Annotated in this window: 15 protein-coding genes; 8 read left to right on the forward strand and 7 right to left on the reverse strand. The window is 70.6% G+C overall.

The genetic code is table 11. The annotated features are described in order from the left end of the window. The 7 genes from ilvC to cimA all read left to right on the forward strand — a co-directional run. On the forward strand, window positions 1-663 hold a 663-nt coding region (ilvC, locus tag ACJ73U_RS33300; protein WP_407781717.1), incomplete at its 5' end, for a ketol-acid reductoisomerase. A 66-nt stretch (window positions 664-729) separates the two neighbouring features. Continuing rightward, window positions 730-1026: a DUF397 domain-containing protein gene (locus tag ACJ73U_RS33305; RefSeq protein WP_407781718.1), complete on the forward strand. Its 297-nt coding sequence runs from the start codon at window positions 730-732 to the stop codon at window positions 1024-1026. A gap of 51 nt (window positions 1027-1077) precedes the next feature. Continuing rightward, window positions 1078-1797, forward strand: coding sequence for a phage shock envelope stress response protein PspM (gene pspM / locus ACJ73U_RS33310; RefSeq protein WP_407781719.1), 720 nt, complete (start codon window positions 1078-1080; stop codon window positions 1795-1797). A 62-nt stretch (window positions 1798-1859) separates the two neighbouring features. Next, window positions 1860-2909, forward strand: coding sequence for a mechanosensitive ion channel family protein (locus ACJ73U_RS33315; protein WP_407781720.1), 1050 nt, complete (start codon window positions 1860-1862; stop codon window positions 2907-2909). A 65-nt stretch (window positions 2910-2974) separates the two neighbouring features. Beyond that, window positions 2975-4573, forward strand: a complete 1599-nt coding sequence (serA, locus tag ACJ73U_RS33320) for a phosphoglycerate dehydrogenase (protein WP_407781721.1) — start codon at window positions 2975-2977, stop codon at window positions 4571-4573. A 103-nt stretch (window positions 4574-4676) separates the two neighbouring features. Next, window positions 4677-5726 (forward strand): 3-isopropylmalate dehydrogenase, encoded by a 1050-nt coding sequence (locus ACJ73U_RS33325; RefSeq protein WP_407781722.1) that lies wholly within the window; start codon window positions 4677-4679, stop codon window positions 5724-5726. A gap of 299 nt (window positions 5727-6025) precedes the next feature. Continuing rightward, window positions 6026-7636, forward strand: coding sequence for a citramalate synthase (gene cimA / locus ACJ73U_RS33330; protein ID WP_407781723.1), 1611 nt, complete (start codon window positions 6026-6028; stop codon window positions 7634-7636). A gap of 131 nt (window positions 7637-7767) precedes the next feature. On the opposite strand, the gene ACJ73U_RS33335 is transcribed toward cimA, so the two are convergent. Continuing rightward, on the reverse strand, window positions 7768-8439 hold the full coding sequence (locus ACJ73U_RS33335) for a S1 family peptidase (protein ID WP_407781724.1): 672 nt from the start codon (window positions 8437-8439) through the stop codon (window positions 7768-7770). A 110-nt stretch (window positions 8440-8549) separates the two neighbouring features. Between ACJ73U_RS33335 and ACJ73U_RS33340 the strand changes: the two genes are divergently transcribed. Then, window positions 8550-9320 carry a fumarylacetoacetate hydrolase family protein gene (locus tag ACJ73U_RS33340; RefSeq protein ID WP_407781725.1) on the forward strand — a complete coding sequence of 257 codons (771 nt, stop codon included), beginning with the start codon at window positions 8550-8552 and terminating at the stop codon, window positions 9318-9320. Between the two features lie 8 nt (window positions 9321-9328). Here the strand turns inward: ACJ73U_RS33340 and ACJ73U_RS33345 are convergent, their stop codons facing one another. From ACJ73U_RS33345 to ACJ73U_RS33370, 6 genes are all read right to left on the reverse strand, one after another. Next, window positions 9329-10324 carry a lactonase family protein gene (locus ACJ73U_RS33345; protein ID WP_407781726.1) on the reverse strand — a complete coding sequence of 332 codons (996 nt, stop codon included), beginning with the start codon at window positions 10322-10324 and terminating at the stop codon, window positions 9329-9331. A gap of 84 nt (window positions 10325-10408) precedes the next feature. Beyond that, window positions 10409-10813 (reverse strand): hypothetical protein, encoded by a 405-nt coding sequence (locus tag ACJ73U_RS33350; RefSeq protein WP_407781727.1) that lies wholly within the window; start codon window positions 10811-10813, stop codon window positions 10409-10411. A gap of 140 nt (window positions 10814-10953) precedes the next feature. After that, window positions 10954-11322 carry a VOC family protein gene (locus ACJ73U_RS33355; RefSeq protein WP_407781728.1) on the reverse strand — a complete coding sequence of 123 codons (369 nt, stop codon included), beginning with the start codon at window positions 11320-11322 and terminating at the stop codon, window positions 10954-10956. Window position 11323: 1 nt separating this feature from the next. Beyond that, a complete protein-coding gene (locus ACJ73U_RS33360; RefSeq protein WP_407781729.1) occupies window positions 11324-11905 on the reverse strand; it encodes a pyridoxamine 5'-phosphate oxidase family protein in 582 nt (193 codons plus the stop codon). 10 nt (window positions 11906-11915) lie between these two features. After that, entirely contained in the window at window positions 11916-12827 is a 912-nt protein-coding gene (locus ACJ73U_RS33365) for an SDR family NAD(P)-dependent oxidoreductase (protein WP_407781730.1), read from the reverse strand. A gap of 97 nt (window positions 12828-12924) precedes the next feature. Then, on the reverse strand, window positions 12925-14426 hold a 1502-nt coding region (locus tag ACJ73U_RS33370; RefSeq protein ID WP_407781731.1), incomplete at its 5' end, for a helix-hairpin-helix domain-containing protein.

The following is a 14426-nucleotide window of genomic DNA, read 5'->3' on the forward strand; positions in this document are numbered from 1 at the left end:
ATCACCCCGCCGTCCAACGTGGACGTCGCGATGGTCGCGCCGAAGGGGCCGGGTCACCTGGTGCGCCGGCAGTTCGTGGACGGCAAGGGCGTGCCGTGCCTCATCGCGGTGGAGCAGGACGCGTCGGGCTCGGCGCAGGCGCTCGCGCTCGCGTACGCGAAGGGCATCGGCGGCACGCGGGCCGGCGTCATCAAGACCACCTTCAAGGAGGAGACCGAGACCGACCTGTTCGGTGAGCAGGTCGTCCTCTGCGGCGGCACGACCGCGCTGGTGCAGGCCGGCTTCGAGACGCTGGTGAACGCCGGGTACACCCCGGAGGTGGCGTACTTCGAGTGCCTGCACGAGCTGAAGCTGATCGTCGACCTCATGTACGAGGGCGGCATCGCGCGCATGCGGTACTCGATCTCCGACACCGCCGAGTACGGCGACGTGACCCGCGGCCCGCGGGTGATCACCGACTCGGTGCGCGGCGAGATGCGCAAGATCCTGGGCGAGATCCAGGACGGCACCTTCGCCAAGGAGTGGGTGGGCGAGGACGAGGCCGGCCGCCCGAACTTCCAGAAGCTGGTGGAGCAGGGCGAGCAGCACCCGATCGAGGAGGTCGGCAAGAAGCTGCGCGGCCTGATGTCGTGGGTCGACCGCCCGATCACTGAGACGGCATAATTCGACACTTTCGGTGGCCCGGTATCCCTCTTCAGGGGTACCGGGCCATCCGTTACGTTGACTTCTATGAGTAATGAACCGGCCACCCGCGAGTCCGCCCCCATCTTCGACGACAAGGCACACGTCCGGGGCAAGCTGGACCTGACGAACGCGGAGTGGCAGCGCGCGGCGGAGCCGGACGCCGACCCCGACGGCGAGTACGTCGAGATCGCGTTCGTGCCCCACACGGACGGCAAGACCTACATCGCCATGCGCAACTCCAAGTTCACCGGCCCCGACGACACCGTGCTCGTGTTCACCGAGTCGGAATGGGACGCCTTCGTGGCCGGCGCCAAGGCCGGCGAGTTCGACGAACCCTGGTAAGAATTCGTAAATGTTTGGCCGCGTCGCCTCGGGCGGCCTGACAATCGAGGCATGGCCCGGCATGAGCGACCACCGAGTGGCGCGATCTGGCCCGCCGTCCTCTGGACGGTGTGGTGGGCAGGCGTGGCCTCCCTGATGCTGGTGATGGCCGTGGCCCAGTGGACCGGCCTCGACCCCGAGCCGGACTACGACGCCGCTCTCGGCGGCGTCATCACCGCCGCCATGGCCAGCGGCGTGGCGGCGCCCGGCCTGCTCGCGGCTCGCCGCCGGCGTGCGAACCGGGTGGTGGTGCGGCCGGACGTGCCGCCTCGGATCGAGCCGGAGAACCGCTACCGGCTGCCCCGGCCGGGTTCGGCCGCGCGGCCACCCATGCGGCAGCTCGCCAACGCCGAGTCCGCCCTCGCGGCACTGCTGCGACAGTTGGAGGACGCGGCGGTGCCGGCCGCTGTGATCGAGCGCACACGGCAGGCCGCCGGTGACAGGGCGACCAATCTCCGCGCCGCGGGCGCCAGGATCGAGGCGGTCGAAGTCGCGGCGGCGCAACTGCCGCCCCCGGCGCGGGCCGCGATCGAGGACGACGCCCGCGACCTGCTGACCCGCATCGAGCAGGGCCTCGACGGCTACCGCGGCCTCATCGCCGCCGCTGGCCGCGTCCTACTGGCCTGCGCGCCGGTCGCCACCGGCGGTGAACTGGCCGAGGAGACCGAACGCCTGGTCGCCATGGCCGCGGCCCTGCGGGAGCTGTCCACCCCGGACCCGCCGACCGGGTGACTACTCGCGGCGCCTCGCGGGTACCCACTCCGGAGTTTTTGTCACCTGGAAGGGGGTTCCTGTTGTTCGTCCCGTGGCCGCTCATCGCGGTCGGGACCGGTGCGCTGTGCGTCTTCTTCGTCGCCGAGCACTTCGTCCGGCGCGCGCTTCGCAGGTTGAGCAAGCACACCGAGATCCTGGCCAACAACACCCATCACCCGTTCCGGTGGTTCTGTGCCACGGCCATCGTCGCGACCACCGTGGGGCGGGCGCTGTCCAGTGGCTGGCAGCACGTGATCACCCTGCTCCTCATCGGCACCGGGGCCTGGCTGTTCGCCGGCGTGCTGACCACCCTCGAACGCACGGCCATGAGCCGGCTGCGGGTCGGCGAACCGGACAACCTGCGGGCGAGGCGCGCGCAGACGCAGCTCGCCGTCGTCCACCGGTTCACGATCGTCATCATCGCGATCCTGGCGCTCGGCGCGATGCTCATGACGTTCCCCGCCGCGCGGGCCGCCGGCACCAGCCTGCTCGCCTCCGCGGGTGTCATCGGCGCCATCGCCGCCCTGGCGGCGCAGTCGCTGCTCGGCAACGTGTTCGCCGGCCTGCAGATGGCGTTCAGCGACGCCATCCGGCTCGACGACGTGGTCATCGTCGAGGAGGAGTGGGGCCGCATCGAGGAGATCACCCTCACCTACGTCGTCGTGCACCTCTGGGACGACCGGCGCCTGGTCATGCCCACCTCGTACTTCATGTCCAAGCCGTTCCAGAACTGGACCCGCACGGGCTCCTGGCTCCTCGGCACGGTCGAACTGGACGTCGACTGGTCGGTCGACGTGGACGCCATGCGGGCGGAGCTGGACAGCATCCTGCGGAGCACCGCACTGTGGGACGGCCGCTCGAACGTCCTGCAGGTGACCGACGCCACCAACACGCTCATCCGGGTCCGCGCGCTCGTCAGCGCGAAGGACGCCGGCACTCTGTGGGACCTGCGCTGCCTCGTGCGTGAACGGCTGGTGAACTGGATTCAGCAACACGAACCGGACAGCAGGCCTCGCATCAGGGTGGACAGCACTCGCAATGCGCTGTCGCCTCGCTCACCAGGGGAGGAAACGATTCAGCGAACCTCCTAGACTGCGCTCGGTTGGTTACAGCGCCGTAACCGCGCCCTCAACAACCGCGCAATCCTGGAGCTCGCGTGACCCAGCAGTCTCGCCCCGTAGTCCTCATCGCCGAGAAGCTGGCGCCCTCAGTGCTCGACGTGTTCGGAGACGAGGTGGAGGTCCGGCACGTCGACGGCACGGACCGCCCCGCCCTCCTCGAAGCAGTCGCGCACGCGGACGCCCTGCTCGTCCGCTCCGCCACCAAGGTTGACGCCGAGGTGCTGAGCGCCACCACCAAGCTGAAGGTCGTCGCCCGCGCCGGTGTCGGGCTCGACAACGTCGAGGTGCCGGCCGCCACGGCGCGCGGCGTGCTCGTCGTCAACGCGCCGACCTCCAACATCGTCTCGGCCGCCGAGCACGCGGTCGCGCTGCTGCTCGCCGCCGCGCGCCAGATCCCGGCCGCGCACGCGACGCTGCAGAACCACGAGTGGAAGCGCAGCAAGTTCTCCGGTGTGGAGATCAGCGGCAAGACCGTCGGCATCGTCGGTCTCGGCAAGATCGGGCAGCTGTTCGGGCAGCGCCTCGCCGCGTTCGGCACCGAGCTCATCGCCTACGACCCCTACGTGTCGGCGACCCGCGCCGCGCAGCTGGGCATCGAGCTGGTGACGCTCGACGAGCTGCTCGCCCGCGCCGACGTCATCTCCATCCACCTGCCGAAGACCCCCGAGACCAAAGGCCTCATCGGCGCCGACCAGCTCGCCAAGGTCAAGCCGGGGGTGATCATCGTCAACGCCGCCCGCGGCGGCCTGATCGACGAGCAGGCCCTGGCCGACGCGGCCCGGGAAGGCCGGATCGGCGGCGCCGGGATCGACGTGTTCGCCAGCGAGCCGACCACCGAGAGCCCGCTGTTCGGCCTGCCGAACGTGGTCGTCACGCCGCACCTCGGCGCGTCGACCGCCGAGGCGCAGGACCGCGCCGGCACGGACGTGGCCCGCTCGGTGCTCCTGGCGCTGCGCGGCGACTTCGTGCCCGACGCCGTGAACGTCGCCTCCGGCGGCGCGGTCGGCGAGGAGGTGCGGCCGTACCTGTCGCTCACCCAGAAGCTCGGCCGGGTCCTGACCGCGTTCAGCAACACCGCGCCGTCCTCGATCGCGGTCGAGGTGCGCGGCGAGCTGTCCAACGAGGAAGTGTCGGTGCTGTCGCTCGCGGCCCTGCGCGGCGTGTTCTCCGCTCTCGTCGACGACCAGGTCACCTTCGTCAACGCGACGCAGATCGCCGAGGCACGCGGGGTCGAGGTCACGCTGACCAAGGAGGCGGAGAGCCCCAACCACCGCAGCCTGGTGACCCTGCGTGCGGTCTACCCGGACGGCGACGTGCTGACCGTCAGCGGCACGATCACCGGCATCGCCGAGGTGGAGAAGGTCGTCGAGGTGCACGGCCGCTCGTTCGACCTGCGCGCCGAGGGCGTGAACCTGTTGCTCAAGTACGAGGACCGGCCCGGCGTCATGGGTGTGGTCGGCACGCTGCTCGGCAAGGTGGGCATCAACATCGAGGCCGCGCAGATCAGCCAGAAGAGTGAAGGCGAAGACGCCGTGATGATCCTGCGTGTCGACCGCCCGGTCGACCCCTCTGTGCTGGAGTCGATCGGTGCGACGGTGCGCGCCACGATCATCCGCACGGTGGACTTCGGCTAGGGCGACACCACCTAGTCGGGTGGCCAGCACAGGAGATCCGACGTCTTCCCGGTAACCTTCACGAGCTACTCAAACAAGAGCCCGAAAACTCCGGGAGGTGTGCATGCGGCTCGCGGTGATCCCAGGTGACGGGATCGGGCCGGAAGTGATCGCCGAGGCACTGAAGGTGCTGAACGAGGTGGTACCGGACGTCGAGGTCACCAAGTACGACCTCGGTGCGACGCGGTGGCACTCGACGGGCGAGCTGCTGCCGGAGTCGGTGCTCGGTGAGCTCAGGCAGCACGACGCGATCCTGCTCGGCGCGGTCGGCGACCCGTCCGTGCCGAGCGGCATCCTCGAGCGCGGTCTGTTGCTGCGCCTGAGGTTCGAGCTGGACCACCACGTCAACCTGCGCCCGGCGCGGCTGTACCCGGGCGTGGCCAGCCCGCTGGCCAACCCGGGCGAGATCGACATGGTCGTGATCCGGGAGGGCACCGAGGGCCTGTACGCCGGCAACGGCGGCCTGCTGCGCAAGGACACCCCGCACGAGATCGCGACCGAGGTCAGCGTCAACACGGCGTACGGCGTCGAGCGGGTCGTGCGGGACGCGTTCGCCCGTGCGGTCGCGCGTCCCCGCAAGCACCTGACGCTGGTGCACAAGACGAACGTGCTGACGCACGCGGGGTCGCTGTGGTCGCGGGTGGTGGAGGAGGTCTCGCTCCAGCACCCGGACGTGACGGTGTCCTACCAGCACGTCGACGCGGCGACGATCCACATGGTCACGGATCCCGGCCGCTTCGACGTGATCGTCACGGACAACCTGTTCGGTGACATCCTCACCGACCTGGTGGCCGCGGTGACCGGTGGCATCGGCCTCGCGGCGTCCGGCAACATCGACATCACGCGCCGGAACCCGTCGATGTTCGAGCCGGTACACGGCAGCGCGCCGGACATCGCCGGCCAGGGCGTCGCCGACCCGACTGCGGCGGTCCTGTCGGTCGCGTTGCTGCTCGACCACCTGGGCGAGCACGAGGCGGCCCGCCGCATCGAGGCGTCGGTGGCCTTCGACCTGGCCACCCGGGACCACCCGTCCCCGGGCAACACCTACGCCATCGGCGACCGCCTGGCCGCCCTGGTCTCGTCCAACAACCCGACGACGAACGTCGAGCTGTAGGCCCGATGCCGCTGAAGGACCCCGCCGAGACGTCCCAACGTCCCGGCGGGGTCCTTCAGTGCGTTGGCGAGCGTCCCAGGATGTAGGAGCACCCGCTCAAAACTTGGTAGCCGCACGGCGGCTGTGGCAGCATGCCACCGTGACCACCTTCACCGTGATCATTATCGCCGAGCGCGTCGGGTAGCAGGGCTACACCACCCGACGCGCTGACCTCTCGCATCCTGCGGGAGGTTTTTTTGTTGCCCGACAGCGATATTCGGTTCGCTCCGCAAGCTCCGCTCGGCAGAAAGGCGTCCGTCGTGAGCCGCACGACCCCGGCCGGCACTCCGCTCGGCGACTCGTTCCACGTGTTCGACACGACCCTCCGGGACGGTGCCCAGCGCGAGGGCATCTCGTACTCGGTCGCCGACAAGCTCGCCGTCGCGCGGCTGCTCGACGAGGTCGGTGTCGGGTTCATCGAGGGCGGCTGGCCGGGCGCGCTCCCGAAGGACACCGAGTTCTTCGCCAGGGCCCGCGAGCTGGACTTCACGCACGCGGCGCTGGTCGCGTTCGGCTCGACGCGGCGGGCCGGCACCACGGCCGAGGCGGACCCGCAGGTGCGTGCGCTCCTGGACTCGCAGGCGCCGGTCGTCACGCTCGTCGCCAAGTCCGACCGCCGCCACATCGAACGCGCCCTGCGCACCGACGTCGCCGAGGCGACGCTCATGGTCCGCGACACGGTCTCCTTCCTGCGCAGGGAAGGGCGTCGCGTCTTCCTCGACGCCGAGCACTTCTTCGACGGCTACGCGTACGACCCCGACACCGCGCTGGCGGTCCTCACGGCCGCGGTCGAGGCCGGCGCCGACGTGGCCGTCCTCTGTGACACCAACGGGGGACAGCTGCCGCTCCAACTCGCCGACACCGTCGGTGAGGTCATCGCCCGCACCGGTTTCCGCGTCGGCATCCACTGCCAGGACGACACCGGCTGCGCGGTCGCCAACAGCGTCGCCGCCGTGCAGGCCGGCGCCACCCACGTCCAGTGCACCGCCAACGGCTACGGCGAGCGCGCCGGCAACGCGGATCTCTTCGCGGTGGTCGGCAACCTCGTCACCAAGCTCGGCATGCCGGTGATCCCGGCGGAGTCCGTGCCGGAGCTGTCGCGGGTCTCGCACGCCCTTGCCGAGATCGCCAACATCGCACCCGACACCCACCAGGCCTTTGTCGGGTCGTCGGCCTTCGCCCACAAGGCGGGGCTGCACGCGAGCGCGATCAAGGTGGATCCGTTGCTGTACAACCACATCGATCCCACCGTCGTCGGCAACGACATGCGAGTGCTGGTCACCGAGATGGCCGGCCGGGCCAGCCTCGAGCTCAAGGGACGCGAGCTCGGGGTCGACCTGGCCGGCCAGCCGGAGGTGCTGAACTCCGCGGTGCGCAAGGTGAAGGAACTGGAGTCCCGCGGCTGGTCCTTCGAGGCGGCGGACGCCTCCCTGGAGCTGCTGCTGCGCCACGAGCTGTCCGAAGTGGACGAGCCGCCGTTCCGGCTGGAGTCCTACCGGGTGATCATCGACCACAGCATCGACAGTGCCGTGGTCGCCGAGGCGACGGTCAAGCTCCACGTCCACGGCGAGCGAGTGCTGGCCACGGCGGAAGGGAACGGCCCGGTGCACGCCCTGGACGCCGCGCTGCGCAAGGCCCTGCTGCCGCACCTGCCCTGGCTGGCGGACGTGCAGCTGACCGACTACAAGGTCCGCATCCTCGTCGACCACCCGGGCACCGACGCCGTGACCAGGGTCCTGGTCGAGTCCACCGACGGCGAACGCGAGTGGACCACGGTCGGCGTGCACGGCAACATCGTCGAGGCGAGCTGGCTGGCCCTCTGCGACGCCCTGGTGCACAAGGCGATGCGTGCCCGGGTCGCGGTCAGCTGAGCGCGGACGGTCCTCGCTGACCAGCACGGCCCGGCGGCGGTCGGTGCGATGGCCGCCGGGCGGTGCCGGCCCTGTTGGCGCTGGCCGGTGGCTGAACCGGCTCACGCGTTTCCCCAGGAAGCTGGCCCCAGTCAGCCGGTGATGAGCTTCAGGCCGAACCTGTCGAGGATCGGGTTGATGGGCACGAAGTAGCTCGTCCCGACGGTGGTGCAGAATTCGGGACCACCCAGCGGGATGCCCTGTGCCTGATCCCCGGTGATGAAGGCCGAGCCCAGGTCACGTGACCCGGAACAGATGCTCGTCCGGGTCAGGCCGGTGCCCGTCCCCCAGGAGAAGGTGGCGGTCTGGTTCGTCGCGTCGACGGTGCCGCACTGCGGCCCGGCGGTCTTGGCGAGGCACACCTTGCCGCCGACCGGCGTCTCCACCGAGCCGGTGAGCACGATCCTGGTGCCGCCGGTGACCACGTACGGCACCAGTGCCCAGTCGGTCATGTTGGTCACCTCCACGAGCGCCCAGCCGTTGTACGGGACGACCGACTTGGACACCACGGTGCCGACCACGGCGAAGCCGCCGGCGGAGGTGGTGCTGTAGAGGGTGCCGCTGCTGCACGTCGGGCCCGCGAGCAGGTAGTCCCGCTTGCCGTCGGTCACCGCGAACGCCGCGGTGCACGCCTGGTTCGCGGGACCGGTGAGGTTGAACAGCGCGCTGCCGCTGCCCAGCGGCTCCACCGCGGCGGCATGCGCCACGGTCGGCAAGCCGACGAGCAGGGCGAGGGCACCGAGGATTGTAAGAAGTCTTCGCATAAGGCCACTCCGATGTGACAAAGAAACAAACGGACGTGACCGACACAACCACCCGCTGCCGCCGCTGCCTAGCCGGCAAGCGGACGCAACGCCTCGCTAGGCTGCGGTACGTGCGTATTGCTCGAATAGCTCACCCGGGTGGCGTCGCGTTCGTGACGGTCGACGGCGAGGGCGACGACCTCGTGGCCCGTGAGGTCGCCGACCACCCCTTCGGCACCCCCACGTTCACCGGCAAGTCCTGGCCGTGGGCGGACGTGCGCGTGCTGGCGCCGATCCTGCCGTCCAAGGTCGTCTGCATCGGCAAGAACTACGCCGAGCACGCCCGTGAGATGGGTGGTGAGCCGCCCGCCGACCCGGTGATGTTCCTGAAGCCGTCGACCGCGGTGATCGGCCCGAACACGCCGATCAAGCTCCCGAAGGACTCCTCCAGGGTCGACTTCGAGGGCGAGCTGGTCGCGGTGGTCGGCCGCCCGTGCCGGGACGTGCCGGCCGCGCGGGCGGCGAGCGTGCTCCTGGGCTACACCATCGGCAACGACGTGACCGCCCGAGACCAGCAGAAGGCCGACGGCCAGTGGACCCGGGGCAAGGGCCACGACTCGTTCTGCCCGCTGGGCCCGTGGATCGACACGACCGTGGACCCGTCCGACCTGGCGATCACCACGAAACTGGACGGCGAGGTCAAACAGGACTCCCGCACGGCCCTGCTCCTGCACGACGTGCCCGCACTGGTGGAGTGGGTGTCCCGCGTGATGACCCTCCTGCCCGGCGACGTGATCATGACCGGCACCCCCGCCGGTGTCGGCCCGATGACTGCGGGCCAGCAGGTGGAGATCACCATCGAGGGCATCGGCACCCTGAGCAACCCGGTGGAGTCGCGCTGACCCGTGCCCTATGCGGACCGGAAGTCGAGCACGAAGGTGGGCGTGCCGGTGGGATAGCGCACCGGCTCGCCACCGCCGAGCGGGAACGCCACGATCGCGTCATCCCGCTGTGCCGCCACGTAGACCGTGTCGCCGGCGATGGCGAAGTGGCGGGGGAACGCACCGCTCGGGTGGTCGGCCAGGGCGACGGGTTCGGTGTCCGACACGTCGAACTCCGTGACGCAGTCCGGGTTCCGGTTCGACAGGTACAACCGGTCGCCGCGCAGCTCCAGGTGGGCCACCCAGTTCGGCCCCTTCGGGCCCTCGACGTACGGTTCCTTCGTGGCGGACACGGTCGTGACCGGTGTGAACGTCCCGAGTGGATTCTCGCGGACGACGACCAGCGTGCCGGCGACCTCACCGACCACGTAGGCGAGGTCGCTGCCCGGCCGGCGGACCAGCTGGCGCGGCCCGGTGCCCGGCGGCATCGCCGACACCGCCAGTGGCGCGAGCTCTCCGTTGTCCGCCAACGTGTAGCTGCGGATCTCATCGGTGCCGAGATCGACCACGCTCACGATCCGGTCGCGCTCGGCCGACATGTGGACGTGCGCCGCCTCCTGTCGCTCGGCGTGCGGGCCGCTGCCCTCGTGCTGGACGAGGTCGGTCTGCCCGGTGACGGTGCCGTCCTCGGCGAGCGCGAACACCGACAGGCTGCCGCTGGAATAGTTGCTGCACAACAGGAACCGCGTGTCGCCGGTGATCGTGAGGTGGCACGGGTCCGCGCCGTCGGCCGAGATCGTGCCCAGCACCTCCAGATCACCGGACACCGTGGTGATCGTCCCGTCGGTCAGTTCGTTCGTGGCGTAGACGACCGGAACGGTCGGATGCGCGGTGAGCCACGACGGCGAGGCCAGCTCCAGCGAGCGGTCCGGCGCCAACCCACCGCCGGGCGTGCGGCGGAACGTGCTGATCCCGACGCCGTTGCCGCCCGTGGCAGACGTGTAGCTACCGACCCAGACATCCATGCGCGCAACCTTACCGACGGACGAAGGGCGACCGCGGTCGAGCGAGCACACCTGGCCGGCGGTGGAAGTCGTGGCAGGAAGCTGTCACTCGTAGGACCACCGGACGGGTGTGCGCACGTCCGCGAGCCAGGCCCGCACGTCCGGCCGGTACAGCATCGAGACCACGGCGAACCCGAACGCGACGTTCGTGACGCCGGCCGGCGTGCCGGAGGTCACCAGGGACACCAGCCCGCTCACCATCCCCAGCGCCTCGATGCCGATGACCGGGTAGCGCGCCCACGGGTTGCGCAGCACGAGGAACAACGCGCTCACCGCCAGCACGGCCGACGCCAGCAGGGAGAACCAGACCACGAAGTACAGCAGCCCGCCCCCGGCGCGGCCACTGATCGCGTACAGCAGCACGGTCGCCCCGAACACGTTCAGCATGATCTGCACGAACAGGATCGCGAGGACCAGCCACAGTTGGTTCGGCAGCACGCGCTTCGCCATGCCGGCACCGTGCCAAAACCGGCGGCGCCCGCACAAGGCACCGCGATCCTGACCGCGTCCACCGGCCGTGCTCGTCGTGGACCCGACCCCCGCTACGGCCACCAACGCGGACCGCGCCACAGCCGCTCGTAGCGCGCCGGCTAGAACGGGATGTTCGCCGTCAGGCAGAAGGGGTGGCCGGCCGGGTCGAGGAGGATGCGCCACTGGTCCGGCTGCGGTTGGTGGTCGGCCTTGCGGGCGCCCAGCCGCAGTGCCTCCGCCTCGGCCTGGTCCAGGTCCCGGACCGCCAGGTCGAGGTGTATGTGCTTCGGCGTCGGGCCGTCCGGCCAGGTGGGTGGCGTGTAGTCCGGCACCCGCACCGTGCCGACCCAGATGGTGTCCGTCTGGACGACCGCGACGTCATCGTTGCGGGCCATGACCGCGCCGCCCAGCAGTGCCGACCAGAACTCGGCGAGAGGCTCGGGATCGGCACAGTCCAGCGTTGTCATCGCGATGCGGGCGAGCGCCATGTCATGCCGTTCTCTTCGGGAGTGGCAGCGGTAGTCCGGGCAGGCCGTCGATGCTGGTGCCGTTGTGCGGCTTGCGGCCGCAGTACTCGGCGAACTCCTCCTCCGACTTGCTGCCGAAGTACCGCGCGTGCGCCGCGCGTTCCTCGCGGTAGTCCATGAACGGCACGGCGAACCCGCAGCTGTCGCTCACCAGCACCGCCTCGACGAGGATGATCGCCCGCGCGCCCGGGCCGTCGGCGGCGCCGAAGTGGCCGATGAGCGACGGCCAGCGCGGGTCGTCGCGGAAGACCGGTGTGCCCCGGCCGTGCACGCGCAGCACCTTCGGCGGACCGGTGAACGCGCACCACATCAGGGTGATGCGGCCGTTCTCCCGCAGGTGCGCGACGGTTTCCGCGTGGCTGCCGCCGAAGTCCAGGTACGCCAGCGAGTGCTCGCCGAGCACCACCAGCGTGCCCTCGCGGCCCTTCGGCGACAGGTTGACGTGCCCGTCGCCGGCTAGCGGCGCGGACGCCACGAAGAACACCTTCTGCTCCTCGACGAACGTCCGCAGCCGCGGTGTGATCCCCTCGTAGACCTTCCCCATGCGGCTGAATCTACCCGGTCAGCTCCTCCGACAGGGCCCACAGGCGAGCGGCCGCCGCCGGGTCGACGGCGTAGTCCAGCACGCCGGACCTCATCGTGGGCGCCTCGATACGCTCCGCGACGTCGCAGTCCTCGAGGTAGAGGCCGCCGAGGCCGGCCAGCTGGGGCGAGGTCGCCGCCCACACCTGGGTGGCCGCGCCCTGCTCGGGCGTCTTGAAGCCCTCCGCGATCACGTTGCCGTCCTCGTCGACCCAGCCCGCGTCGACCATCTCCTGCCTGGACAGGTGCCGCTGGAGCGGGGTGATGATGCCGCCGGGATGCAGGGAGAACGCCTGCACGCCGAGGGAGTTGAGGTGCACGGCGAACAACGCGTTCGCGGTCTTGGACTGGCCGTAGGCGAGCGCCGGGTCGTACGGCTCGCTGGTGAAGTGCAGGTCGTCCCACCGGATGCCCGAGCGGTGGTGCCCGGCCGAGGACACCGACACGACCCGCGCGTCGTCTCGCAACGCCGGCCGCAGCCGGTTGACCAGGGCGAAGTGGCCCAGGTGGTTGGTCGCGAACTGGAGCTCCCAGCCCGGCCCGACGCGGGTCTCCGGCGTGCGCATGATCCCGGCGCTGTTGATCATGATGTCAATCCGCCGGCCGGACGCGAGGAACCGGTCGGCGAACGCGCGCACGCTCGCGAGGTCGGACAGGTCCAGCTCGTCCACCTCGGCGTCGACGGCCTGCCGGGCCTCCGCCGGCCGGCGGGCCGGGACGACGACGTGCGCGCCGGCCTTCTGGAGCGCCTCCGTCGTCGGCAGCCCGATGCCGGAGTAGCCGCCGGTCACGATGGCGAGCTTGCCCGTCAGGTCGATGCCGGCGAGCACCTCGTCGGCGGTGCTGCGGAAACCGAAGCCCGACCCGATCTTGTGCTGGTTCATGCGTCCACTCCTGTCAGTTCGGCCGACGACGCCCACAGCCGGGTGGGCACGCCACCGACGCTAGGCCCTGGAGCGCGCACGAGGTCAAACGCGCGGGTCAGTTCGGCCGGTACCCCGCCCGCCGCAACGCCTCGGCCATCGCGCCGCCGGAGTCCTGCCGCTGGCCGCGCCGCTGCTGCTGACCGCCGCGCTGGCCGCCACGTTGACCGCCGCCTCCGCCGCCACCGCGCTGGCCCCCGCCGCCACCGGCGCCGCCGGCGCGTTGCTGCTGGCCGCCGCCGCGGGTCTCCTCCTCCAGCCGCAGCGTCAGCGAGATCCGCTTGCGGGGGATGTCGACCTCGAGCACCTTCGCACGCACGATGTCGCCGGACTTGACCACCTCGCGCGGGTCCTTCACGAAGTTGCGCGACAGCTGCGAGACGTGCGCGAGCCCATCGCAGTGGACACCGATGTCGATGAACGCGCCGAAGGCCGCCACATTCGTGACCACGCCCTCCAGCACCATGCCGACCTTCAGGTCGTTGAGCGTGTGCACGGCGTCGTTGAAGGTCGCGGTCTTGAACGCCGGTCGGGGGTCGCGGCCCGGCTTGTCCAGCTCGGCCAGGATGTCGGTCACCGTGGGCAGGCCGAACGTGTCGTCGACGAACTCCGCGGGCCGCAACGACTTCAGCGTCTTCGTGTTGCCGATCAGCTCGGTCAGCTCGAGCCCGGTCGTCGACACGATCCGCCGCACCACGGGGTAGGCCTCCGGGTGCACGCTGGACGCGTCGAGCGGGTCGTCGCCGTTCGGGATGCGCAGGAAGCCCGCGCACTGCTCGAACGCCTTCGGCCCCAGCTTCGGCACGCTCTTCAGGGCGGTGCGCGAGAGGAACGGACCGTTGGCGTCCCGGTGGGCGACGATGCTGGCCGCCAGCGACGAGCCGATGCCCGACACACGGGTCAGCAGCGGCACCGAGGCCGTGTTGAGGTCCACGCCGACGCCGTTCACACAGTCCTCGACCACCGCGTCCAGCGACCGCGACAGCTTGGACTCGGAGATGTCGTGCTGGTACTGCCCGACGCCGATGGACTTCGGGTCGATCTTGACCAGCTCCGCCAGCGGGTCCTGCAGGCGCCGCGCGATCGACACGGCGCCCCGCAGCGAGACGTCCAGGTTCGGCAGCTCCTGCGACGCGTACGCCGACGCCGAGTACACCGAGGCGCCGGCCTCGGACACCATCACCTTGGTGAGCTTCAGCTCCGGGCTCTTGGCCAGCAGCTCGGCGGCGAGCTTGTCGGTCTCCCGGGACGCGGTGCCGTTGCCGATGGCGATCAGCTCGACCTTGTGCGCGGCGGCCAGCTTGGCGAGCGTGGCCAGCGACTCGTCCCAGCGCCGGCGCGGCTCGTGCGGGTAGATCGTGTCGGTGGCGACGACCTTGCCGGTGGCGTCGACCACCGCGACCTTCACACCCGTGCGCAGGCCGGGGTCGAGGCCCATGGTCGCGCGGCTGCCCGCGGGGGCGGCGAGGAGCAGGTCGCGGAGGTTGTTCGCGAAGACGCCGATGGCGCCCTCCTCGGCCGCGGCGCGCAGCCGCACCCGGATGTCGACCGAGAGGTGCA

This window comes from Actinophytocola sp. (assembly GCF_045807065.1).
Classification (GTDB): Bacteria; Actinomycetota; Actinomycetes; order Mycobacteriales; family Pseudonocardiaceae; genus Actinophytocola.

Coding starts and splice junctions, on each gene's coding strand:
- ACJ73U_RS33305 (WP_407781718.1), top strand. CDS start 730: ATGAGTAATGAACCGGCCACCCGCGAGTCCGCCCCCATCTTCGACGAC.
- pspM (WP_407781719.1), top strand. CDS start 1,078: ATGGCCCGGCATGAGCGACCACCGAGTGGCGCGATCTGGCCCGCCGTC.
- ACJ73U_RS33325 (WP_407781722.1), top strand. CDS start 4,677: ATGCGGCTCGCGGTGATCCCAGGTGACGGGATCGGGCCGGAAGTGATC.
- ACJ73U_RS33335 (WP_407781724.1), bottom strand. CDS start 8,439: ATGCGAAGACTTCTTACAATCCTCGGTGCCCTCGCCCTGCTCGTCGGC.
- ACJ73U_RS33345 (WP_407781726.1), bottom strand. CDS start 10,324: ATGGATGTCTGGGTCGGTAGCTACACGTCTGCCACGGGCGGCAACGGC.
- ACJ73U_RS33350 (WP_407781727.1), bottom strand. CDS start 10,813: ATGGCGAAGCGCGTGCTGCCGAACCAACTGTGGCTGGTCCTCGCGATC.
- ACJ73U_RS33355 (WP_407781728.1), bottom strand. CDS start 11,322: ATGGCGCTCGCCCGCATCGCGATGACAACGCTGGACTGTGCCGATCCC.
- ACJ73U_RS33360 (WP_407781729.1), bottom strand. CDS start 11,905: ATGGGGAAGGTCTACGAGGGGATCACACCGCGGCTGCGGACGTTCGTC.
- ACJ73U_RS33365 (WP_407781730.1), bottom strand. CDS start 12,827: ATGAACCAGCACAAGATCGGGTCGGGCTTCGGTTTCCGCAGCACCGCC.